Annotated in this window: 16 protein-coding genes; 5 read left to right on the top strand and 11 right to left on the bottom strand. The window is 72.7% G+C overall.

The window, feature by feature from the left end; genetic code table 11:
* Window positions 1-10: 10 nt before the first annotated feature.
* Window positions 11-1,237, bottom strand: a complete 1,227-nt coding sequence (locus ABD352_RS07580) for an ankyrin repeat domain-containing protein (protein WP_344611503.1) — start codon at window positions 1,235-1,237, stop codon at window positions 11-13.
* Window positions 1,238-1,284: 47 nt separating this feature from the next.
* Between ABD352_RS07580 and ABD352_RS07575 the strand changes: the two genes are divergently transcribed.
* Both ABD352_RS07575 and ABD352_RS07570 read left to right on the top strand, forming a co-directional pair.
* Window positions 1,285-2,220, top strand: coding sequence for an NAD(+)/NADH kinase (locus ABD352_RS07575; protein ID WP_344611502.1), 936 nt, complete (start codon window positions 1,285-1,287; stop codon window positions 2,218-2,220).
* Between the two features lie 321 nt (window positions 2,221-2,541).
* Window positions 2,542-3,144, top strand: coding sequence for an HIT family protein (locus ABD352_RS07570; RefSeq protein ID WP_344611501.1), 603 nt, complete (start codon window positions 2,542-2,544; stop codon window positions 3,142-3,144).
* 44 nt (window positions 3,145-3,188) lie between these two features.
* Here ABD352_RS07570 and ABD352_RS07565 read toward each other — a convergent pair whose 3' ends face one another.
* The 4 genes from ABD352_RS07565 to ABD352_RS07550 all read right to left on the bottom strand — a co-directional run bounded on the left by ABD352_RS07565 (window position 3,189) and on the right by ABD352_RS07550 (window position 7,606).
* Window positions 3,189-4,358 (bottom strand): ferritin-like domain-containing protein, encoded by a 1,170-nt coding sequence (locus ABD352_RS07565; protein ID WP_344611500.1) that lies wholly within the window; start codon window positions 4,356-4,358, stop codon window positions 3,189-3,191.
* Complete coding sequence (locus ABD352_RS07560) at window positions 4,336-5,172, bottom strand: phosphate/phosphite/phosphonate ABC transporter substrate-binding protein (RefSeq protein WP_344611499.1); 837 nt, start codon at window positions 5,170-5,172, stop codon at window positions 4,336-4,338. The genes ABD352_RS07565 and ABD352_RS07560 overlap by 23 nt, the downstream gene beginning before the upstream one ends.
* Window positions 5,169-6,299, bottom strand: a complete 1,131-nt coding sequence (locus tag ABD352_RS07555; protein ID WP_344611498.1) for an acyl-CoA dehydrogenase family protein — start codon at window positions 6,297-6,299, stop codon at window positions 5,169-5,171. The genes ABD352_RS07560 and ABD352_RS07555 overlap by 4 nt, the downstream gene beginning before the upstream one ends.
* Before the next feature lie 236 nt (window positions 6,300-6,535).
* Window positions 6,536-7,606, bottom strand: coding sequence for an SLAC1 family transporter (locus ABD352_RS07550; RefSeq protein ID WP_344611497.1), 1,071 nt, complete (start codon window positions 7,604-7,606; stop codon window positions 6,536-6,538).
* A gap of 71 nt (window positions 7,607-7,677) precedes the next feature.
* On the opposite strand from ABD352_RS07550, the gene ABD352_RS07545 reads away from it, so the two are divergent.
* A complete protein-coding gene (locus ABD352_RS07545) occupies window positions 7,678-8,610 on the top strand; it encodes a LysR family transcriptional regulator (RefSeq protein WP_344611496.1) in 933 nt (310 codons plus the stop codon).
* Here the strand turns inward: ABD352_RS07545 and ABD352_RS07540 are convergent.
* Entirely contained in the window at window positions 8,583-9,197 is a 615-nt protein-coding gene (locus ABD352_RS07540; RefSeq protein ID WP_344611495.1) for a GGDEF domain-containing protein, read from the bottom strand. The two genes, ABD352_RS07545 and ABD352_RS07540, sit on opposite strands and share 28 nt — an antisense overlap.
* 283 nt (window positions 9,198-9,480) lie before the next feature.
* Between ABD352_RS07540 and ABD352_RS07535 the strand changes: the two genes are divergently transcribed.
* The gene (locus ABD352_RS07535) at window positions 9,481-9,690 is read left to right on the top strand and encodes a DUF397 domain-containing protein (RefSeq protein WP_344611494.1); all 210 of its coding nucleotides are present in this window, start codon (window positions 9,481-9,483) and stop codon (window positions 9,688-9,690) included.
* Window positions 9,691-9,706: 16 nt separating this feature from the next.
* On the opposite strand, the gene ABD352_RS07530 is transcribed toward ABD352_RS07535, so the two are convergent.
* Both ABD352_RS07530 and ABD352_RS07525 read right to left on the bottom strand, forming a co-directional pair.
* Window positions 9,707-10,513: an SAM-dependent methyltransferase gene (locus ABD352_RS07530; protein WP_344611493.1), complete on the bottom strand. Its 807-nt coding sequence runs from the start codon at window positions 10,511-10,513 to the stop codon at window positions 9,707-9,709.
* Window positions 10,514-10,550: 37 nt separating this feature from the next.
* A complete protein-coding gene (locus tag ABD352_RS07525; RefSeq protein ID WP_344611492.1) occupies window positions 10,551-11,393 on the bottom strand; it encodes a helix-turn-helix domain-containing protein in 843 nt (280 codons plus the stop codon).
* 149 nt (window positions 11,394-11,542) lie between these two features.
* Here ABD352_RS07525 and ABD352_RS07520 point away from each other — a divergent pair, with 149 nt between their 5' ends.
* The gene (locus tag ABD352_RS07520; RefSeq protein WP_344611491.1) at window positions 11,543-14,221 is read left to right on the top strand and encodes an NACHT domain-containing protein; all 2,679 of its coding nucleotides are present in this window, start codon (window positions 11,543-11,545) and stop codon (window positions 14,219-14,221) included.
* Here ABD352_RS07520 and ABD352_RS07515 read toward each other — a convergent pair.
* The 3 genes from ABD352_RS07515 to ABD352_RS07505 form a co-directional block, all read right to left on the bottom strand.
* The gene (locus ABD352_RS07515) at window positions 14,114-15,607 is read right to left on the bottom strand and encodes a dolichyl-phosphate-mannose--protein mannosyltransferase (protein ID WP_344611490.1); all 1,494 of its coding nucleotides are present in this window, start codon (window positions 15,605-15,607) and stop codon (window positions 14,114-14,116) included. The two genes, ABD352_RS07520 and ABD352_RS07515, sit on opposite strands and share 108 nt — an antisense overlap.
* Before the next feature lie 18 nt (window positions 15,608-15,625).
* Window positions 15,626-20,209 carry a LamG-like jellyroll fold domain-containing protein gene (locus ABD352_RS07510; protein WP_344611489.1) on the bottom strand — a complete coding sequence of 1,528 codons (4,584 nt, stop codon included), beginning with the start codon at window positions 20,207-20,209 and terminating at the stop codon, window positions 15,626-15,628.
* Window positions 20,210-20,472: 263 nt separating this feature from the next.
* Entirely contained in the window at window positions 20,473-21,375 is a 903-nt protein-coding gene (locus tag ABD352_RS07505; protein ID WP_344611488.1) for a phosphotransferase family protein, read from the bottom strand.
* Window positions 21,376-21,401 lie beyond the last annotated feature (26 nt).

Below are 21,401 nucleotides of genomic sequence, written 5' to 3'. Positions count from 1 at the left end.
TCCGGCCGGCTCACGCGGTGAGCGGCTCCAGCAGCGCCGCGGTGGCAGGCCGGCCCAGGTGACGGGCCCAGTCCAGCGGGGTGGCGCCGAATCGGCGGTCCCTGGACCGCGGGTCGGCGCCCAGCTCCAGCAGCCGCCGGGTCAGGGCCACGTCGCCGGCCCCGGCGGCGTGGTGCAGGGCCGTCTCCCACGGCTCCTCGACGGGAGCGTCGGCGCGGCCGGGCGCGTTCACGTCGAAGCCGAGCCCGGCCAGCAGGTCCACGGTGGACACCGAGGCCCGGGCGGCCGCCCAGACCATGAGGCCGGGGCGGGCCGCGCGGGCCGCCTCGGCCACGCCGGGGTGGCGGGCCTGCACGGCGGCCACCGCGGCCGGGTCGGCCCGGAACGCGGCCGCGATCAGGTCGGCCACCGGGTCGGGGGCCGGCGGCGGGGCGCCCCGCGCGACCAGGTCGTCCACAATGGACTCGTGGCCGTACAGCCGGGCGAGCGCGACCGGCGTCGAGCCGTCCCCCGGGGCCCAGGCCGGTCCGTCGCCGGTGAACGGGGACAGCACGTCGACGCCGTGGCCGGCCAGGAGCCGCACGCGGTCGCGCTGGTCGTGCTCGACGGCCCAGCGCAGCAGGGTCCGCAGCATCCGCTGCGGGGTGGCCAGGCGCTCGCCCAGCCGGCGGCGCCAGGGGGAGTCGTGCGGGCGGCCCAGGCCGAACTCGAAGAGCAGCTCCAGGGGCTCGTCGTCCGGCTCGAACATGGTGTTGTACAGGGCCTGGCCGTCGTTGGGGTCGGCGCCGGCGGCCAGCAGCAGCCGGGCCAGCTCCCGCCACCGGGGATGGCGCGGCTGGTTGACCGGCCCCCGCTCGCCGTGCCCGATCAGGCCGGTCAGCGCGGTGAACGGCGGCACCAGGCCGCCGAAGAGCTGCCCCTCGTCCGGGTCGGCACCGGCCGCCAGGAGCCGCCGCGCGAGGTCCACCGGCCGGTCGCCGCCGGCGCGGGAGTACGCCAGATAGCTCAGCGGCCGCCACCCGAACGGTCCTCCGGGGCGGGTGGCGAGCCCGGGATCCGCGGCGAGGAGGCGCTCGGCGTCGCCGTCGCGGCCGGCCGCCGACGCCGCCCAGATGTGCTCCCGGGTCAGGTCCGGCCGGGTCCGCAGCAGCCGGCGGGCGGCCTCCCACCGCTGCGGGCCGTCCTCCGAGGTGTACGTCAGGCAGGCGAGCTCGCAGAACTCGTCGGCGCTGTCCATGGCGTCACGATAGCGGGGAGCATCCAGGGAGAGGGAAGAATGGTGGTATGCACTCCGTCGGCCTGGTCCTGCACCCGGTGAAGCCCGTGGACGAGTCCGTCGCGGCGATCCTCGCGGCCGCCCGCGACCACCCGGTCCGCATCCTGGCCCGCGACAGCGACCGGCCGCGCCTGCCGGATCAGGTGCGGACGGTGCCGGACCACGCGTTCGCGGGCGAGGTCGACGTGATCGTCGCGCTCGGCGGGGACGGCACGATGCTCGGCGCCATGCGGCTCACCGCCGAGCGCCCGGTGCCGATCCTCGGCGTCAACCACGGCAACCTCGGCTTCCTCGCCGAGATCGGGCCGGCCGAGCTTCCGGCCGCCCTGGACCGGCTCGCCGCGGGCGACTTCACCATCGAGCGGCACGCCTGCCTGGAGGTGAGCGTGAAGGGCGCCGAGCTGCCCACCCGCTTCGGCTTCAACGACGTGGTGCTCGCCCGGGCCGCCCGCACCGGCGGCGTCTCCGTCGACCTGAGGGTCAACGGCGTGCAGTACGGCTACTACCGCGCCGACGCCGTGGTCGTGGCGACGTCGACGGGCTCCACGGCGTACAACTACGCGGCCGGAGGCCCGATCCTCTCCCCGTCCTCGGACGCGCTGGTGATCACGCCGGTCGCCCCGATGTCCGGCATCGCCCGGTCGGTCGTCCTCGGCGCCGGGGACACCGTGACCCTGGCCGTGGCCGGGGACAGCGCCCCGATCGCGGTGGACATCGACGGCACGGCGAGTGCCTCCCTCGACCACGGCGGCGAGCTGACCGCGACCCTGCGCCGCGGCGCCGCCGAGGTGGTCCGCCTGTCGGCCACCGACCACGCCCACCGCAGCCGGGTCAAGCTGAGCCTGCTCGACCTGCCCCTGCGCCCGGGCCAGCTGCTCGAGCTCATCCCGCCGGAGCTGCGCCAGCGGGCCCACGAGGTCGTCTCCCGCGCCGAGGCAATCTAGCCACTGTCCCGTTACCGACGGTGACCCAGGGTCGCCGTCGTTGGCCGCGACACCCTGCCCGACGGCCCCGCCCACGGCCGGGGCGGCCCGGCCCGCCCGTACGGTGGCGTCGCCATCGGAACCGACGGCGACCGGTGGATGGTCACCCTGCTCGGCGTCGGCGCCGAGCAGGCCCCGCCAACCTGGTCCGCCCGCCGCAGTCGCTGATGGCCCCGCCGATGCTGGCCCGGGTGCTGTGGCACGGCCGCCGTCCCGGCGCCGGCCCCGGCCCCGCGCCCGACGGTCAGCGTGTAGCGCTCCCGGCTGGCACAATGCGGTGGCATGACGGATCGATTCCTGCGGCACCTGCCGGTCGGCGGCCCGGGCGTGGCGTTCGAGGGCGGCATGCCCGGCTGGGAGATCTTCCCGTTCGAGGGCGACCTGCGGGTCAAGCCCCTGGAGGACCCGGTGCTGCCGGAGCCGCCGCGCGACGGTGAGGACGGCCCGGCGACGTGCTCGACCTGCCGGGACCCTGACCGCGGCCTGGTCTGGCGGGACGAGCATTGGCTGGTGCGCCACGTCGGCGGCCCCACGGCCGTGCCGGTGACGCTGCTGCTGTGCCCGATCGCCCACTACGACCTGCACGACCTGCCGCCGGAGCGGGCCGCCGAGCTGGGGCCGATGGTGCAGCGGGTCGAGCGGGCGATCGTGGGGCTGGGCGGCATCGGCCGGGTGCACGTGATGAAGGTCGGCGACGGGGCCTCGCACTTGCACATGTGGCTGATGGCCCGCCCGGCGGGGCTGGGCCAGCTGCGGGGGAGCTGCCTGGCCCTGTGGGACGACCTGCTGCCCAAGCAGGACGAGGCCCAGTGGCGGGCGGTCCTGCGCGAGGTGGGGGCGGCCCTGGCCGCCGGCGGTGGCACCGCAGCCGACCCGGGCGCCTGACGGGCGGCTGTCCGCCCGCACCGCTCGGTGCGGACGGTTGCCGGTCACATGAAGTTGCGGGTGTGCAGGGCGGAGATCGCGGCCGCCTCGCCGGCCGGGAAGCCGATGAACTCCAGGCGCCGCCGCCGGCCCTCGTCCATGCTCTGCTGCAGCCGCTGGACCTCCTGCCAGCCGCGGGCGATGGCGGCCGGGGTCCATGCCCCCGCGGCCAGCACCACCAGCGAGTCGAACACCTTGTGGTTGAGCCCGGCGGTGTCCGCCAGCGCCGAGTGCCGGCGGTGCACGGCGTCGCGGAGCCGGCCGAGGTACGCCCGGTCGCTGCGGACCACGTGAGCGGTGTGGGCCACCCCGAACGCGACGTGCCGGGCCTCGTCCCGGGCGGCCAGCATGGCGACGTCCGCCGTGGCGCCGTCCGGGGCGTGGCGCTGGATGAAGCGCAGCAGGTCCAGGAAGCTGCCCTCGCCGAGCACCGACAGCAGGAACGCGGCGAGCGTGAAGTCCGGCTCGTCGAGCAGGCTCTGCAGCGACGACCGGCCGCCGGCCCCGGACACCCCCATGACCTCGCGGTGCAGCAGCGCCCGGCGGGTGAAGATCTCCACGTGCCGGGCCTCGTCCGCGGCCTGCGCGGCGAGCAGCTGCATGACCTCGCGGTAGTGCGGGTGGAGCCTGGACAGCATCCGGGCCGGGATCATCAGCGCGGCCTGCTCGTTCTCCACCAGGTACGTCATGATCTGCACGACCGCGTCCTCGATGTCCGGCGGCACGGCGTGCGGGCCGTCCCAGCGCACCGCGGTCGCCGGATTCCACTGGCTGGCGGTCGCCTGGGCATAGAGCTGCGGGGCGATGTCCGTCCACACGTGGTCCCGCTCGGCCCAGTCCACGTCGAGCGGTGGCCCGCCCGGCTCGACCAGCGCGCTGCGGGCGGCCAGCCCCCACTCCGGTTTCGCGCGCTCCGCCACGGTGGCCGCGGCCTGCCCGGCGCGTTCGGCGTGGGCCCAGCGCTCCGCGTCGGCCGCGCCCTTCACCACGGTCAGCTCCGGCTGATACCGGTGGCCCTCGGACCGGCACCAGGCGGCCAGGTGCACCGCGAGGGCCGGGTGGTGGCCGCGGATCCGCAGAGGCTCACCCGGCCGCAACGCGCCCAGGGCCCGGTCGATCAGCAGGTGGGCGCCGCCGTCGAGGCCCAGCCCGTCAAGGTCGATAACCGGCGGCACCGAGCCCACCGTCCTGCCGGTAGAAGCCGGTCGCGGTCACCGCCGCGTCCAGCGCCGCATAGCGGTCCGTGCGCCCGGGCAGCCACTGCCGCAGCCCTTCCAGGTCGAGCAGGGGGCGGGCCCCGTCGTCGCCGTAGGACATGCTGAGCAGCAGCTCGATGAACGCGGTAGCGTCGACGCCCGGGCCGGCGGTCAGGTTGCAGTGGTCGTACGGTGCGGTTTGCCCGAGCACCCGCACCGATCCGGACGGCAGCACCCCCTCACGGGCGAACAGCAGCAGGTTCGCGTCGATCAGGCAGGCCGCGTCGGCCTCCCCGGACCGCAGCGCCCGGGCCGCGTCGCGTTCCCCGCCGATGTGGTCGCCGTGCAGGCCGACCCCGACGTCGTACCGGCGGATCCGCGCCGGCACCCCGGCCCCGGCCAGCACGGCCAGGGGGAGCAGGGTGGCCTGCGGCGAGTCGATCGCGCCGGTGGCCACCGTGCGGTCCCGCAGATCGTCGAGGGTGTGCAGGTCCGAGTCGGCGCGGACCACGATCACCGAGGTCAGGTCCCGGTCGGTGTCGCGCATCGCGACCGCGCGCACGTCGACGCCGCGGCTGCGGGCCAGCCGCTGCGCCCGGACCCACGCCAGCGGCGAGTTCCACGCGAGGTCGATCGCGCCGTCCAGCAGGGCCTCCACCTGACGTTCGTACTGTGAGTACAGGACGAAGTCGAAGTCCACCCCGCGCTCGCGGAACCACGCGCGGAAGCCGCCCCAGATGGTCACCACCTTGGGGTCGTAGGCGACCGCGCCCAGCACCAGCTCGCTCTTCATGCGGTCGCCGCGTCCAGCAGCGGCAGCTCGCACAGCGCCCGCCCGACGAAGTCGTGCAGCGTCGCGGTGGTCGGCGCCATCACGCGGGCGGCCCGCGAGTCGCGGAACCGGCGCTCGATGCCCAGTTCCTTGCGGAAGGCGGCCCCGCCGCAGGTGAGCATCGCCAGGTCGGCGGTGGCGGCCGCGCTCTCGTCCGCGGCGGCCTTCGCCTCCAGCACCAGCAGCTGCGCCTCGGCCCTGCCCTCCTCGATCGCGTTCAGCGCGGCGTCCACGAGGGCGGCGGTCCGGTCGGTGTCGATCCGCATCCGGGCCACCGCGGCGCGGTACTCCGATTGCTCGGCCAGCGACCGGCCGAGATGCTCGAGGCGGGTGCGGCCGATGTGCGCGACGGTCTCCGCGGTCACCGCCTCCATCAGGCCGACGCTCGCCGACGCGTTGAGCAGCAGGAAGACCGGCAGGACGGCGGACAACGCCAGGTCCAGGCCCCCGCCGTCGGTGCCGAGCAGCGACGCCCGCGGCACCCGCATGTCCACCGCGGACATCGGGCGCGAGTTGTTGCCGCGCAGCCCGAGACCGTCGAACGGGCCGGCGACCGAGAGCCCCGGGGTGTCCGCAGGCACGAACCACAGCGACATCGGCCCGTCCCCGGTCACCGGCCGGCTCGACCAGACGAGGCTGTCCGCCTGGCCGGCCGAGGTGACCCAGCTCTTGCGGGCGTTGAGCACGACATGGTCGCCGTCCGCGGCGGCCGAGCTCATCGGCGCCCAGAAGTGGCTGCGCGAGCCCGGCTCGGAGAACGCCAGGGTGCTCAGGTGCCGCCCGTTCGCGATCGTCCGCAGCTCCGCCTCCCGGTGCCCGGCGCGCAGCGTGGCGACCGCACTGTAGTGCATCATCACCACCATGGCGGTGGACCCGCACGCGCTCGACAGGGTCCGCACCACGCGGGCGGCCTCGCGCAGGCTCCCGCCGGGGCCGCCGAACTCGGGCGGCACGGTGAGGGCGAGCAGGCCGGCGTCGGCGAGAGCGTCCACCGCCTTGCGGGGAAACGATCCCGAGCGGTCGATCTCGGCCGCCTCGGGTGCCACGATCTCGTCGACAATCCGCGCCAGGTCTCGTTCGGCAGACAAGGTCCCCCACCCCATTCCATCGATTGATGCCGATCATAGCGAATCGTCCGGCCCGTACTCGGGGCGTTTTGGCGGGCGGTAGCGCCGTGGGCCGGTTCTGTGCGAGGTGGGCGACGTTTGGCGCGATAAGCCCGAAACGTCACGAAGCTCGGCGACCCCGCAGACGTTTCGGACTTATGCTGCGTCGGGGTATAAGTCCGATAAGTCGTGGCGTGCCAGCGCCCGACTTATCGTGTTCAGGCCTTCTGCCGGATTTCGCGGAGGGCCATCGCCAGCGTCCGGGTCGCCGCCGTGGCCCAGGCCGTCGCCAGGAGCGCGTACAGGGCCACGGCCAGGGCGGTCAGGGCGGTCGCGTGCGTGCGGGCGGCGAGCCCCGCGGTGCCGGTGACCAGGGTGCCGACCGGGAACACGAACGCCCACCAGGCCAGCGTGAACGGCAGGCCGCCGTGGCGGGCGGCGCGCAGCGTCAGCGCGGCGGCCAGGGCCAGCCACAGCAGCGCGAAGCCGAGCGTGGGCAGGCCGTAGAGGACGGCGAAGGCCTGGGCGGCGGGGCCGTACGGGGCCGGGAGGGTCGTGGCGGCGACGGTGCCGAGCAGGTGGGCCGCGGTGATCGACTGGCCGAGCGGGCCGAGGACGATCCACCAGGTCGGGGCGAGGGCGGCGGGGCCGGGGCCGTGGTGGACGAGCCGCGACCACAGCTGGGGCAGCATGACCACGGTGGCGGCCAGGCTGACGCCGAAGAGCGCGTAGCCGGCCAGCACCAGGTCGAGGCGCAGGGGACCGGTCAGGTGCGGGGCGAGCAGCGCCGCGTTGGCGGCCGACACCATCGGCGGGACCACCGGCATGAGCCAGCCGCCGAAGGCCGCGTCCGGGGCGGCGGGGCGGCCGGTCATCATGCGGTAGGGGATGGCGACGGCGGTGGCGAGGCCTCCCGCGGTACCGATGAGCCAGCAGACGGCGTCGAGGGGGACCGCCGCCGGCAGGCCCAGCACGAGCGCGCCGCCGCCGACGGTGAGCGCGGCCATCGGCGGGGCGCCCCAGAACTGGGCCGTCACCTGATCGGCGGCCGCGGGCCGGTGGCGTTGCGCGACCCAGGCGGCGCTCAGCACCACCAGCAGCGCGGCCGCGAGGGCCCACACCGCGATCGCGACCGGGCGCAGGGCCGGTGCGTGCAGCGGGAGGGTCGTGGCGGCGACGGCCACGATGCCGGTGCCCATCACGGTGGTGAACCAGTTCGGGCCCAGCCGGGCGGGCGGCTGCGGGTGGGTCGTCGCGGCGGCGGCCGGGGCGGTCAGCAGTGCGGTCATGGTTATTACGCTGCGCCCTGCCGGGCGGGGCCGGTAGGCCGTGATCGCGTCTGACGTCATAATCTGCGGTTATGCCTCTGCCGCCGGTGGTCCGCGACCTGAGCACCTTCGACCTGCTGCTGTCCGTGGTGCGGCTCGGCAGCGTCGGGCGGGCGGCGGCCGAGCACCGCATCTCGCAGCCGGCGGCGAGCGCCCGGCTGCGGCAGCTGGAGCGGCAGCTGGGGGTGGCGCTGCTGCACCGCACGCCGCGCGGCTCGACGCTCACCGAGGCGGGGGCGCTCGTCGTGGACTGGGCGCGCAGCGCCGTGGACGCCGCGGCGGAGCTGGCCGCGGGGGCGGCGGCGCTGCGGGCCGGTGCGGACAGCCGGCTGGCGGTGGCGGCCAGCCAGACGGTGGCGGAGTACCTGCTGCCGGGCTGGCTGGTGGCGCTGCGCCGGGTGCATTCCGAGCTGGCGGTCGCGCTGCGGGCCGGCAACTCGACGCAGGTGGCGGCGGCAGTGCTGGGCGGGGAGGCCGGGGTCGGCTTCGTCGAGGGGCCCGACGTGCCGGCGGGGCTGCAGGCGGAGGTGGTCGCCGAGGACCGGCTCGTGGTGCTCGTCGCGCCCGGGCACGCGTGGGCCCGGCGGCGGCGCGGCGTCGCCGCCGACGAGCTGGCCGCCACGCCGCTGGTGGCGCGGGAGGCGGAGTCGGGGACGCGCCGGGCCCTCGAGGCGGCGCTGCGCGATCAGGGGTGTGGGCTTTTGGCGGTACCGATGCTGGAATGCTCGTCGACGACGGCGATCAAGCACGCGGTCGCCGCGGGGAGCGGACCGGCGGTGCTGAGCTCCCTCGCGGTCACCGGGGAGCTGGCGTCGGGGGCGCTGGTCGAGGTGCCCGTGTCCGGCCCGCCGCTGCGGCGCAGCCTTCGGATGGTGTGGCCGGCCGGAGGACAGCTGACCGGCCCGGCGCGCGACCTGCGGGGCATCGCGCGGCGCAGTCAGTCCCAGACGACGTTGGAGCAGTAGCGGTCGGCCTTGGCCCGGTACATCGCCAGGTCGGCCCGCCGGATCAGCTCGGCGATCGTGGTCGGCTCGCCGTCGTTGACGGCCACGCCGATGGAGGCGGTCACCGAGAAGCTGTGCCCGTCGATCGTCATCGGCTCGGTGATGGCGGTGGCCAGGGCCTCGACGGCGGCCGGCCAGCGCGGCTCCGGGCCGGTGCGGGCCTCGGTGAGCACGGCGGCGAACTCGTCGCCGCTGAGCCGCACGGCCAGGTCGTCGCGCACGCAGCGGCTCAGCCGGTCGGCCACCGTGCGCAGCACCTCGTCGCCGGCGGCGTGGCCGTAGCGGTCGTTGATGGGCTTGAAGCCGTTGAGGTCGAGCACGACGACCGCGCAGCGGCCGGTGCGGGCGAGCAGCCGGGGGCCGGCGGCGTTGAGGTGGCGGCGGTTGGCCAGGCCCGTCAGCTCGTCGTGGTTGGTCTCCCACCACAGCGCGGCGCGCTCGGCCTCGAGCATCGCGACCTGGGCCCGCAGCCGGGCGACCTCGTCCTCGGGGGACTCCTCCGCGGCCCGGGCACCCGTCGTGGTGTCGGCCTGGCTGAGGATATCCATCGATGCCCTCTCTGACCACAGTGGACCGCCCCCGCGGCGCATCTCGATCAGTATCATCGCCCGGCGGCTTCCGCGGTGCAAGATTTCACAAAGGAAGAGTTCTGGGTGACATTTTAGGAACGATCTTGATCTGGATACGCTCAGTGCGCAAAAATTTCACGACGAATGAATGAGATCGCGCCGCTGTGATCTTATGCACCACCTTGTCCGAAATTGCGCGCGGAAATAGGCGTTACTCATTACCGAGTGTGATCGGACGCCGTACCCCCCGAAGGAGAGCACGATGACGCCCGGCAATAGCGAATGGATCATGTCGAGCCGGTCGACCGGCAACGGCGGCAGCTGCGTCGAGGCGCGCCGCTACGACGGCCAGATCGAGGTCCGCAACAGCAAGCGGCCGGACGAGAGCACGGTGCGGTTCACCGTCGAGGAGTGGGACTCGTTCCTCGACGGCGCCAAGAAGGGTGAGTTCGACCGGCTGCTGACCGACTGATCAGGCCTGCGATCGATCAGGGCTTGCGGCCGACCCCGGCCCAGATCCCGCCCGGCCCGGCGGGCTGGGGCTGGTCGGCCGCGGTGCCCGGGGCCCACTGCTGGGCCCACACCACGCCGGGCTCGACCAGCTCGAGGCCGGCGAACAGCCGTTCCACCTCGGCCCGGGTGCGGACCGTGCCCGGCGTCGCCGTGCGGCGCTGGTAGACGTCCTCCGCCGCCGGGCTGCGGCCGATCATGGTGAAACTTTCGGTGGCCGTGTGGGACACCACCAGGTAGCTGCCCGGCGGCAGCGCGGCCAGCAGCTCGGCGGTCACCGCCTCCGCGGTCGCGTGGTCGGGCACGAAGTGCAGCACGGCGGCCAGGATCAGGCCGACCGGCCGGCCGAGGTCGAGGACCCGGCGCACCTCGGGGTGCTCCAGGATCGCCCTGGGCTGCAGCAGGTCGCCGCGCACCGCGACCGCCCGCTCGTCGCCGGCCAGGATCTCCAGGCCCTCGGCCACCGCCACCGGGTCCAGGTCGACGTAGACCACCCGGGCGTCGGGCTGCGGCCCGCGCACGATGGTGTGCACGTTGTCGACGGTCGGGATGCCGGAGCCCACGTCGAGGTACTGCTTGATGCCCGACTCCGCCAGGAACCGCGCGGCGGCGGCGACGAACCCGCGGTTGGCCCGCGCCGCGTCCCGGATGAACGGGAACTGGGCGATGACCGCCTCCGCCGCCTCCCGGTCGGCCGGGAAATTGTGGATGCCGCCCAGGTAGTAGTCGTACATCCGGGCCGCGGTCGCCGCCTTGCGGGCGTTCGCCGATGGTTGTTCCTGCACGCCGGTCATTGTCGCCCGTCTCCCCGTGTCGACGAAATCAAGGCCGGAAATCCGCGATCGGCACCGCTGCCTCGCAGATCAGCGCGAAGACGCGGCGGTACTCCGCCACCTCCGCCTCCTCCTCGAGGTACAGCGCGCCGATGTGCGACTCGAGATACACCACGTCGGGGTCCTCGGGGTCCTCGAAGTCCATGATGCGAAACGCCCCGGCCATCGCCGCGTGGGCGCCGGCCGTCCAGGGCAGCACCAGGATCTCGACCCGGTCCTGCGTGGCCGCCTCGCGCAGGTGCTCGATCTGCGCGGCGAGGGTCCGCGGGCCGCCAACCTGCCGGGTGAGCACCCCCTCGCCGAGGACCGTCGTGCGGTGCGGCCGGGGGTCGCGGGCGGCCAGTGCGGCCTGCCGCTGCAGCCGCAGCTTCACGTGCCGGTCCGCGGCGTCGTCGTCGACGGCCTGCTCGGCGCCGTAGACCGCGCGGGCGTACTGCTCGGTCTGCAGCTCCCCGGGGACGACCTCGCCCTCGTAGGTGCAGATCCGGGTGGCGCTGGCCTCCAGCCCGACGTACAGCTTGAACCAGTCCGGGATCACCGGGTTGGCGTCCCACCACTCCTCCTGGGACGTGCCCAGGGCGAGCTCGGACAGCGCGTCGGTGATGCTCTCGTCGATGCCGTACAACCAGCACAGCGCGCGCACATTGGCGACCGTGACGGGCACCTTGCCGGTCTCGATGCGGTGCAGCGTCGGCTCGGAGATACCGAGCTTGGCCTCGGCGACCTCGCGCCGGCTCTTGCCGGTGGCGACCCGCAGCCGGGTCAGCCGGCGGCCCAACGCGCGGCGCACGACCCGTTGCCCGGTGACCGGCACGAACCACCTCCACGCCACGCTGCGAAACCGAACCGGTACTGCCGGCTGACACCATACCTCTGACATTTGCGGAGTCAACATCACCCGGCGGCCCGATTTCCCCGACCGTCCGTTGTGGACAGCTATGACGGACGACTATCTCGACCCGCCGCGCTACTGTGCCAGTCATGCCGTCGCCGGTCGTCTCCGTGATCTCGGCAATCGCCGCGAAGGCCGCCTCCTGGGCCGGCACCGCAACGTCTCGCCAAGTGGAACGACACCGCCACGAGCGCGACGCTCGCACCCTCGGTCCAGCCGAGGACCTCGTGGAGCGGCTGTCCCCGAACGACCTGCGGGCCGTGCTGGACTACGCCAACACGCCGGCCTTCGAGCAATTGGCGCTCCAGACCATGGTGCATGTGCATCATGAACGCCATCGTGAGCCAGACGACGAGTTCCTGGCCGCGATGCGGGAACAGGTCCGCCTCGGGCTTCGCGCCCGGGCGTCGTTCTCGCAGGAGCGGCTGATCACCGCCACCGATGCGGTCTGCGGCATTCTGCTCGAGCAGATTGCCTTGGCACGCTTGCCGGAGCACGCACCCCCGAACGCGTTGCGTCTGTCGGCCGGGGCACGGATCGCCACCATGGCCGTACGCAACAGCAAGCTCCTGGCCTGCATGGAGCACCATGCACGGATCGCCGACAAAGTTGCCGACTACCGTCGCCAGGTCGCCGCCCTCCAAGGCAAAATCCGCTTCCCGCACGCGGGCACCATCAAGCCCGTGCCGTGGGAAGCGCTGTACGTGGAGCCCGAGCTGGACGAGCCTCCGCAGACATTTGCCGAGCTGACGGCCCCGGGGCGTCGCACGGTGATTCTCGGCGATCCTGGGGCGGGCAAGTCGACCATTGCGCTGCATCTGGCCTTCCTGACGGCGACGAACAAGGCCGAGACCACCATCCCGTTCGTGGTGATCCTGCGGGACTTCGTGGAGGAACTTCGCCGCGGCCACCCGAGCCTGCTGGACTGCATCGTCAAGGCGACCAACGCGCCCTACGGGGTCCCGATGGACGCCGAAACGGTCGAGTACCTGCTTCTCAACGCCCGCTGCGTCGTGCTCGTCGACGGGCTCGACGAGGTGACGGATCCGCGGCTGAGGTCCCGGGTGGCCGACCTCGTGGACGGCTTCGCCCACCTGTTCCCGTTGGTGCCGTTGGTGGCGACGTCGCGCAGGATCGGCTATTCCGACGCGCCCCTTGATCCCGATCTGTTCGGCGTGGTCCGCATCATGCCGTTCAACCGCGAGCGCGCCGAGGCGTACGTCGGGAAATGGTTCAGCCTCGTCGAGCGGAGCGAATTCATCGACCCGTTCCTGCGGGAGAGCCGTTCGGTTGCCGACCTCCGGAGTAACCCGCTCATGCTGTCGCTGCTGTGCGTGATGTATGCGAGCGAGCAGTATCTGCCGCGCAATCGAGCCCAGGTCTACGAGCGCTGCGCCACCATGATGTTTGAGCGGTGGGACGTGCTCCGCGGCGTCAGGCGGCAGCGTGAGTTCGACGGCCGGGTCCGCGGCGCCGTGCAGGAGCTTGCCTGGCACCTCTTCACCGGCAGGGTACTGGAGCTGCGCGAGTCCGCCGCGATACAGGTGCTGGCCCGGTACTTGACATCCCGGCGTTTCGACCCGCTGGACGCCCACGAGCTCGCGGTCGACGTCCTCGAGCTGTGTGCCAACCGGGCCTGGGTGCTCACGGAGCTCGGCACCCACGAGGGGGAGGCCGTCTACGGCTTTGCGCACCGAACGTTCCTCGAGTACTTCGTGGCAGAACGCATCGTGCGGACCCACGTGAGCCCGGAAGAGGTCTGGGAGATCATCGCGCCCCACCTAGACAAGCCGGAGTGGCGGGTGGTGACCGACCTCATCCTGCAGCTGCTCGATCGCAACATCGACGGCGGCGCCGACCATCTGGTGGAGCTGGCGCTCGACCGGGGCGACGAGCCGGCCATGTGGTTCGCGATCGATGCCGCGGCGGCGGTCAGCCTTGCCCCGCCGGCCGTGGACGCAGTCGTCGAATGGACGGTCGAGCGTTCGCTCCGGCTTTCCCTGGTGGACCGGACTCCATTCGGCAACGGGTCATTCGCGCCGGCCCACGCTGCCGATGCACCGCTGAGGCAACTCGTCGGCGAGTCACTCGATGGGAACCTCCCACGGATCAGCAGGGCCTTGATGTCGAGCCTGGATCGCCGGGCCGCCGCCGGCGACGCGACCGCCGTGTTCATTGGCATGCACATCGGGACCGCTACGGACAGCAGCCTTTGGAACGCGCGCGAGGCCGAGTTCGCGCAGCGATGGTCGGACACCGTGCAGGGCCGGATCTGGGCGATCCACCGGGAGGCTAAGTCCGGCTGGACGGCGGAGCTGGTCGATCGGCTGTTCGCCGAGTCGGGACCGCCGGCTTTTTTCAGCTATCGCCGGGTCCTCCAGACTCAGTTCCGACCGGTCGTGGAGTCCTTGCTGCGCGGCTTCCATCACGACTCGTCAGCGGCGGTCCGGCTGTGCCGACTGCTGGTGAAGCGTCGGGGTCCCTGGGTTGCCGGGGAGCTCGACCCACCACCGGCCGGGGTGTTGGCGTCATCGGTGCACTGCGTGCTTGGTCTGCCCTATCTCGAGAAGATGGGCGGGCTCGCCCCATCCTTGGAAGGCGCCGACCCGGAGGTGCTCGGGTTTCTCATGGACTGGGAAGCGGGGGCGTTCTCCGTGATCTCAGATCCAGCGGCTGCCGAGCCACATGCGGGCCAGCCAGTCGGCGTAGGGGATGGGCTCGCCCGAGTAGATGGGGTAAAAGTAGGCGAAGCAGGCGGCGACCAGTAGGACGTAGGTGCCGGCGATCACCGCGCCGATGACGCGGCGGTCGCTGTCCGGGGCGGTGCTGCGCGGCGGGCCGATGATGGCGCCTAGGACGTACACCACGGCCAGCACGAGGAACGGCTCGGCGGGCAGGGCGTAGAAGTAGAACATGGTGCGGTGCGCCGGCATCGACTGGAACCACGGGACGATGCCGGCCAGGGCGCAGGCCATGATGAGCCACGCGCGGCCGTCGCGGCGGGCGATGGCGAGCCAGCCCAGCGCGATCAGGGCGGGCAGGAACGACCACCACAGCAGCGGGGTGCCGAGCAGCAGGACGCTGTCGGCGCAGCTGGCCGCGCCGCACGGGCCGGCCTGCTCGAACGAGAACAGCACCGGCCGGCCGAGCAGCAGCCACTGCCACGGCCACGACTGGTACGGGTGCGACGCGTCCAGGGTGGTGTGGAAGCCGTAGGCCGCCTCGTGGTAGTGCCACAGGTTGATCAGCGGGTCGATGGGCCGGTCGTGCGGCAGGGCGTTGGTCTCGGCGTACCAGTGGCGGAAGTAGCCGTCGTCGGAGGCGAACCAGCCCCACCAGGTGCCCAGGTAGGCCACCACCGCCAGGCCGATGATGGCAAGCGTCCAGCCGAACGCCTCCGGCAGGCCGTCGGCCAGCCAGCGGCGAACCCCGGCGCTGCGCCGCGCGCTCAGGTCGAAGACGACCACGAGGGCGGCGAAGAGGATGACGTACCACAGGCCGCTCCACTTGACCCCGCAGGCCAGGCCCAGCGCGACGGCGCAGGCGAGGCGGTACCACGGCACGCCCAGCTTCGGCCGCTTGTCCGGGTCGGCGCCGTCCTCCAGCAGGCGCAGCCAGCGACGACGGCGGTGCTCCCGGTCGAGGACCAGGAACCAGAACGCCACGACGATCCAGAACATGAGGAAGATGTCGAGCAGCGCCGCCCTCGACAGCACGAAGTGCATCCCGTCGAGGGACATCAGCAGGCCCGCGGTGGCGGCCAGCACGGTGGAGCGCAGCAGCCGCCACGCCGCCATCGTGACGAGCAGGATCGACAGCGCGCCGACGACCACGGCCATGATCCGCCAGCCGAAGGCGTTGTAGCCGAACAACTGCTCGCCGAGGCCGATCATCCACTTGCCCAGCGGAGGATGCACGACGTACTGCGGCGTGTTGTCCTCCGGGTTCCACTCCACGCCGCGCTGCAGCAGGTCCTGCGCCTCGTTGGCGTAGTAGACCTCGTCGAACATGACCTCTTTGGGGCGGGTCAAGTTGATCAGCCGCAGGATCAGGCCGACGCCGGTGACGAGCGCGGCGGCGAGCCAGAAGCCAGACGTGAACCGGCCGGGACCGGCGAGCCGCCGCCGCACGATGTCGGGAACCCCCGTGTTCATTTGTGGAATCCTAATGCGCTACGACAGGGGGGTATTCATCACGGTCTGGATCTCGGCGGCGCTCAGGGCCCGGTTGTAGACGCGGGCCTCGTCGATCAGGCCCTTGAAGTACTCGCCGTACGGGGTGTTGCCGCCGATGGACAGCTGGCCGGTGGTCTGTTTCAGCGTGCCGGTCTTGGCCTTGGTGGACACCAGCGTGCCGTTGACGTACAGCCGCAGGTTCGCCCCGTCGTAGGTGAGCGCGATGTGGGTCCACTGGCTCAGCGGGCAGGCGGTCGTGCCGTACACCACGGAGTCACTCGAACCGGTGGTCACCCCGCCGGCCGGCTTCAACGCCCCGGAGTCGCTGCCGGCGTCGAGGAACCAGGCGTCGGTCTCCTTGTGCATGACCGTCCGCCAGCCCGACTGGGACGCGGTCGGCTGCACCCACGCGGTCATCGTGAGGCCGGTCGTCGGGTTCAGCGTCGCCGAGGACGGGATCTTCACCAGGTCCCCGGAGCCGTTGAACGACAGTGCCCCGCCGTACTTGCCTGTCGTCCACGTCGCCCCGGTGATCGTGCCGGCGTTGCCGTTGCCGGACGAGTCGGCGGCCGTGGCGCCGCTGCCGGCGTCGAACGTGTACCCCGCGATCAGCCCGGTCGGCTGGGTCGGCGCGTTCGACGTCGTCGCGGTGGCCGTCGGTGACCAGCCGCTGACGTTGCCCGACGCGTCCGCGGCCGCCACCCGGTACAGGTAGGTGGTGTTGGCGGCCGGGGCGGCGTCCGTGTAGGCGTTGGTCGCCGGCGTGGCGATCTGGGCGAAGTCGGTGCAGCCGGCGCCGGTGCAGCGCTGGACGCGGTACTGCGTGACGCCCACGTTGTCGGTCGAGGCCGGCCAGGCCAGGGTGACCTGGGTGCCGTTCGCCGTCGCGGTCAGCGACGCCGGGGTCGACGGCGGGGTCGAGTCCGGCAGGGCCGGCGTCGTGGCCGTGGCGATCGCCGAGTACGCGCTCAGGTTCCCGGCGGCGTCGGTGGCCCGCACCCGGTACCGGTACGCGGTGCTCGCCGCCAGCCCGGTGTCCGACCACGTGGTGCCGGCCGGCTGGGCGACCTCGGCCCAGGTCGTGCAGCTGGCGCCGGTGCAGCGCTCCACGCGGTACCCGGCGACGCCCACGTTGTCGGTCGACGCCGTCCACGACAGGTCGACCTGCGTGGGGCTGGCCGCGGTGGCGGTCAGGCCGGTCGGCGCCGACGGGGCGGTGGTGTCCGAGGCGGTCGTCGTCGCGGTCGCGACGTTCGAGTACCCGGAGAGGTTGCCCGCCGCGTCGGCCGCCCGGACCCGGAACTGGTACGTGGTCCCGGCGGTCAGGCCGGTGTTCGCGTACGTCGCCGTGGTCGTGGTCGCCACCTGGGCGAAGTTCGTACAGCCGGCGCCGCTGCAGCGCTCGATGCGGTACTCCGCGACGCCCACGTTGTCCGTGGAGCCGCCCCACGTCAGGTTGATCTGCGTGTTGCCGGCGACCGTGGCGGCCAGGTTCGCGGGGACGCTCGGCGGGGTCGTGTCGGCCGCGGCGCCCGTCGTGGCCTCCGCCACCGGCGAGAAGCCGCCGACGTTGCCGGCCGCGTCGGCGGCCCGCACCCGGTAGGCGTACGTCGTCGTCGCGCTCAGCCCGGTGTCGGTGAACGACGTGCCGCCGACCGTGCCGAGCGAGACGAAGTTCGTGCAGCCGGCGCCGAGGCAGCGCTGCACCTGGTAGCCGGAGACGGCGACGTCGTCGGTCGCGGCCGGCCAGGACAGGTTCACCTGCGAGGAGCCGTTGGCGGCCGCGGTCAGCCCGGTGACCGTCGACGGCGGCGTCGTGTCCGCCACCGGCGCCGTCAGGGGCGAGTTCATGATGGTCTGTACCTCGGTGGCGCTCAGCGCCCGGTTGTAGACCCGCGCCTCGTCGATGAGGCCGGTGAAGTACTCGCCGTAGGGCGCGTTGCCGCCGATGGACAGCGGGCCCGTCGTCTGCTTCAGCGTGCCGGTCTTGGCCTTGGTCGAGACCAGCGTGCCGTTGACGTACAGGCGCAGGTTGGCCCCGTCGTAGGTGAGCGCCACGTGGGTCCACTGGTTCAGCGGGCTCGCCGTCGTGCCGTACACCACGGAGTCACTGGATCCCGTGGTCACGCCGCCGGCCGGCTTCAGCGGCCCGGAGTCGCTGCCGGCGTTGAGGAACCAGGCGTCGGTCTCCTTGTGCATGATGGTCCGCCAGCCCGACTGGGACGCGGTCGGCTGGACCCACGCCGCCATCGTCAGCCCGGCCGAGGCGTTCAGCGACGCCGACGACGGCACCTTGACCACGTCGGTCCCGCCGTGGAACTGCAGGGCGCCGCCGTACTTCCCGGCCGCGGGCGTCGCGCCGGTGATCGTCCCGTCGTTGCCGTTGCCCGACGCGTCCGTCGCGCCGGAGTCGAACGTGTATCCGGCGATCAGCCCGGCCGGCTGCGTCGGCGCGGAGCCCAGCACCGCGGTGGCGACGTTGGAGTACGGGCTGACGTTGCTCGACGGGTCGACCGCGGCGACCCGGTACTGGTAGGTCGTGTTCGCGCTCAGCCCGGTGTCGGTGAACGTCGTCGCGGTCGGGGTGGCGATCTGCGCGTAGTTCGTGCAGCCGGCGCCCTGGCAGCGCTCCACCCGGTAGCCGCTGACCAGCACGTTGTCCGTCGACGCCGTCCAGTTCAGCGCCACCTGCGTGCCGTTCACCGCCGCGGTCAGGTTCCCGGGCGCGGTCGGCGGAACACTGTCCGAGCCGACCGGCAGTAGCACGCTCGTGCTGGCGCGCAGGCCGCTCGCGTCGGTCGCGGTCAGGATGATCTCGTAGGAGAACGTGCCGATCGGGCCGTGGTCATCGACGACGAAGCTGCCGGTCGCCCCGGCGCCCCCGACGAACGTATGGATGTGCGTGTCGTGGTGCAGCAGCACGGTCCAGCTCAGCGCGCTGGCCGGCAGCGGGCCCTGGTCCGGGTCGGTGGCCGAGCCGGCGAAGTTGACGGTCTGGCCGGGCTGCACGGTCGTGTTGTTCAGCGGCGCGCTGATCGTCGGCACCGGGGGAGCGCTGCCGACGGTGACCGTTGTGGTCGCCACCGACGTGAGCCCGGCGCTGCCGGTCACGGTCAGCTTGGCCAGGAACGTCTGCACACCCGTCGCGGTGTACGTGTGGGCCGGGTTCGCCGCCGTGGAGGTGGTGCCGTCGCCGAAGTCCCAGAGGTACGACAGGCTCGCCCCGCCGGCGTCGACCGAGCCGGCGCTGGAGAACTGGACCGTCAGCGGCGAGTAGCCGGACTGCGGGCTCGCCGAGGCGGTCGCCGACGGGCCGTTGAACCGGATCCGGCGGATCTGCCCGGTCGTGAACGACAGGTAGTAGATCATCCCGTCGGGCGCCACGGTGAGCGCGACCGGCGCCTCGACGTTGGTGGCGAAGGGCTGCACGCCGATCGGGTTGTGGTTGGCGTCGAACACGACCCGCTTGATGAAGTTGCCGGAGTAGTCGGCGAAGAAGAAGTTGTTCTGGAACTGCACCGGGTAGACCGTGCCGGTGTAGAACGGCCCGCCGATCGCCGCGGTGCCCACCGTGTGGTTGTAGGTGTGGTACGGCGCGGTGACCGCCGACGCCGGCAGGTTCTGGCACAGGGTGTACAGCTGCTGGAAGGAGCCCTGCACGTCGTTGCCCTCGTAGCACGGCCAGCCGTAGTTGGCCCCGGGCACGCCGTCGTTGATCTCCTCCCACGTGTTCCAGCCGACGTCGCCGAACCAGATGTGGTTCGTGCCCGGCTGCAGCGCGAACCGGAACGGGTTGCGCACGCCGTAGAGGTACACCTTGGACTTGACGCTGTTCGTGCCGTCGTAGAACGGGTTGTCGGCGGGCGCGGTGCCGTCCTTGTTGATGCGCAGGATCTTGCCGCGGTAGCTGTTGAGGTCCTGCGCGCCCAGCGCCAGCGGGTCGGCCTTGTTGGCGTCGTCGGCGTCGCCGTTGCCCACGAACAGCTTGCCGTCCGGGCCGAACTGCAGCGCCCCGATGGTGTGGCTGCTGCCGTCGGCCGGGATGCAGTCGGCGCCGGCGGGCTGGGCGCTGCACGGGGCGGTGCCGACCGAGCCCAGGATCACCGTCTCGCTTCCGGCCAGCGCGCGGTCGGGGTTGGCCGGGTCGGCGGTCACGCGGACCAGGCGGGACGTCTTGGCGCCGGGGTCGTTCGGGTTGCTGGTGTTCTCGTAGACGTACGTCAGGTAGACGTAACCGTTGGTGACGAAGTCCGGGTCGAACGCGAAGCCCCAGAGCCCCCGGTCGTCGTAGGTGTTCACCTTGCCGGTCAGGTTCAGGAACGGGGTCGGCAGGACCGAACCGTTCTTCACCACCCACACCACGCCGGGCTTGGTCCACACGAACAGCCGCCCGTCGGGGGCGAAGGCCTCGCCGACCAGCGTGTACTTGTCGACGGTGGCGACCACCTCGGTGGTGAACCCCGGGTTGGCGAACGTGTCGGCCACGGCCGGGGTGGGTTGCGAGACGACGACGAACAGGCCCAGCAGCAGCCCGGCGATCACGCCGATCGCCCGGTTCCTGCGCTTCCTGGACACCACCATGGCCACACCTTCCGCCTTCGATTGGCGCGCAATATAGGCACCGTTGCGCCCTGACCGGAATCAACCGAACGAATGGCGACGCATGGCAATACGTGACTTTGCGCCCGTTTTCGGGGCCTCTGGCGCGGGTTGTCGTCGGCTTTCCGTCACGTGTTCTTCGCTGGGCTTTCCCGGCGCGGATGCCGAACCTTTGCGGCGGTCTGCTCCGTAGTGGCCGGTGGGAGCCCGCTCGTGCCGGGCCGGCTGATCGTTTCCGGTCGCCGTTACGACGCGAGCCAGGCGCCGAGGATGCCGACGTACTCGGGGGCCAGCGCCGGGCTCCACCGCAGGAAGTACACGGCCATGGACAGCGCGTGCAGCGCGTGGGCCAGGCGAACCCGCTCCGGCCAGTCGTCCGGCAGCGGGCACAGCGCGGCGTAGGCGGTCAGGAACGGTTCGCGGCCCTCCGGGAACGCCGTGAAGATGTGCTCGTCGAGCTTGCCGAAGTCCAGGAAACGATCGGCGTACCGGCCGTGCTCGAAGTCCAGCAGGCACGCGATCCGGCCGTCGCGCATGATCAGGTTCGGGCGCCACAGGTCGCCGTGGGTCAGGGCCGGCGGGTCGTCGCAGGCGACGCGGTCCACCGCCCGGTGCAGGGCCGCCGCGAGCCGTTCGTTGCCCGCCGCGAGCAGGTCGCGAGGGGCCTCGGCCAGCCGGGCGTCGATCAGGGCGTGCAGGGACGTCGCGGCGTCGGCGTGGCGGGTGCGGCCCAGCACGTCGCCGAACCATTCGCCGGCGCACGAGTGGACCCGGCCCACCAGCTCGCCCAGCTCGGCGGCGAAGGCCAGGCGCTCCGGCGCGGACATGGTCGCCCAGGCGGCGTCGGCCGGAATACCCTTCTGGTACTCCTGGACGAGCAGCGGGCCGTCCAGCGGCGCGCTGTAGGCGGCGAAGGCGCGGTAGCGGACCACCGGCACCCCGCCCTCGGCGGCCCGGCGGGTCGTGGCGATCAGGCCGCGCAGGTGCTCCGGGTCCTTGTCGCGGACCGGGGTCTTGGCCAGCAGCGGGCCCTCGTCCGTGTCGGCCACCCACTGGCGGCTGGTGTAGCCGGCGTCGAGCCGGCGTATGGCATCGATCCGCAGGCCCGGGCAGGCCTTCCGCAACGCTTCCCCGATGGCGTCGATCATCGGCACACCGTACCGGGAAGGTGTCA

It is taken from the genome of Dactylosporangium salmoneum (assembly GCF_039532525.1).
Taxonomy (GTDB): domain Bacteria; phylum Actinomycetota; class Actinomycetes; order Mycobacteriales; family Micromonosporaceae; genus Dactylosporangium; species Dactylosporangium salmoneum.
The sequence above is the reverse complement of the archived record's forward strand: the minus strand, read 5'-3'. Positions and strand labels throughout refer to the sequence as shown.

Coding starts and splice junctions, on each gene's coding strand:
- ABD352_RS07580 (WP_344611503.1), bottom strand. CDS start 1,237: ATGGACAGCGCCGACGAGTTCTGCGAGCTCGCCTGCCTGACGTACACC.
- ABD352_RS07575 (WP_344611502.1), top strand. CDS start 1,285: ATGCACTCCGTCGGCCTGGTCCTGCACCCGGTGAAGCCCGTGGACGAG.
- ABD352_RS07570 (WP_344611501.1), top strand. CDS start 2,542: ATGACGGATCGATTCCTGCGGCACCTGCCGGTCGGCGGCCCGGGCGTG.
- ABD352_RS07560 (WP_344611499.1), bottom strand. CDS start 5,172: ATGAAGAGCGAGCTGGTGCTGGGCGCGGTCGCCTACGACCCCAAGGTG.
- ABD352_RS07550 (WP_344611497.1), bottom strand. CDS start 7,606: ATGACCGCACTGCTGACCGCCCCGGCCGCCGCCGCGACGACCCACCCG.
- ABD352_RS07545 (WP_344611496.1), top strand. CDS start 7,678: ATGCCTCTGCCGCCGGTGGTCCGCGACCTGAGCACCTTCGACCTGCTG.
- ABD352_RS07540 (WP_344611495.1), bottom strand. CDS start 9,197: ATGGATATCCTCAGCCAGGCCGACACCACGACGGGTGCCCGGGCCGCG.
- ABD352_RS07535 (WP_344611494.1), top strand. CDS start 9,481: ATGACGCCCGGCAATAGCGAATGGATCATGTCGAGCCGGTCGACCGGC.
- ABD352_RS07520 (WP_344611491.1), top strand. CDS start 11,543: ATGCCGTCGCCGGTCGTCTCCGTGATCTCGGCAATCGCCGCGAAGGCC.
- ABD352_RS07515 (WP_344611490.1), bottom strand. CDS start 15,607: ATGAACACGGGGGTTCCCGACATCGTGCGGCGGCGGCTCGCCGGTCCC.
- ABD352_RS07510 (WP_344611489.1), bottom strand. CDS start 20,209: ATGGTGGTGTCCAGGAAGCGCAGGAACCGGGCGATCGGCGTGATCGCC.
- ABD352_RS07505 (WP_344611488.1), bottom strand. CDS start 21,375: ATGATCGACGCCATCGGGGAAGCGTTGCGGAAGGCCTGCCCGGGCCTG.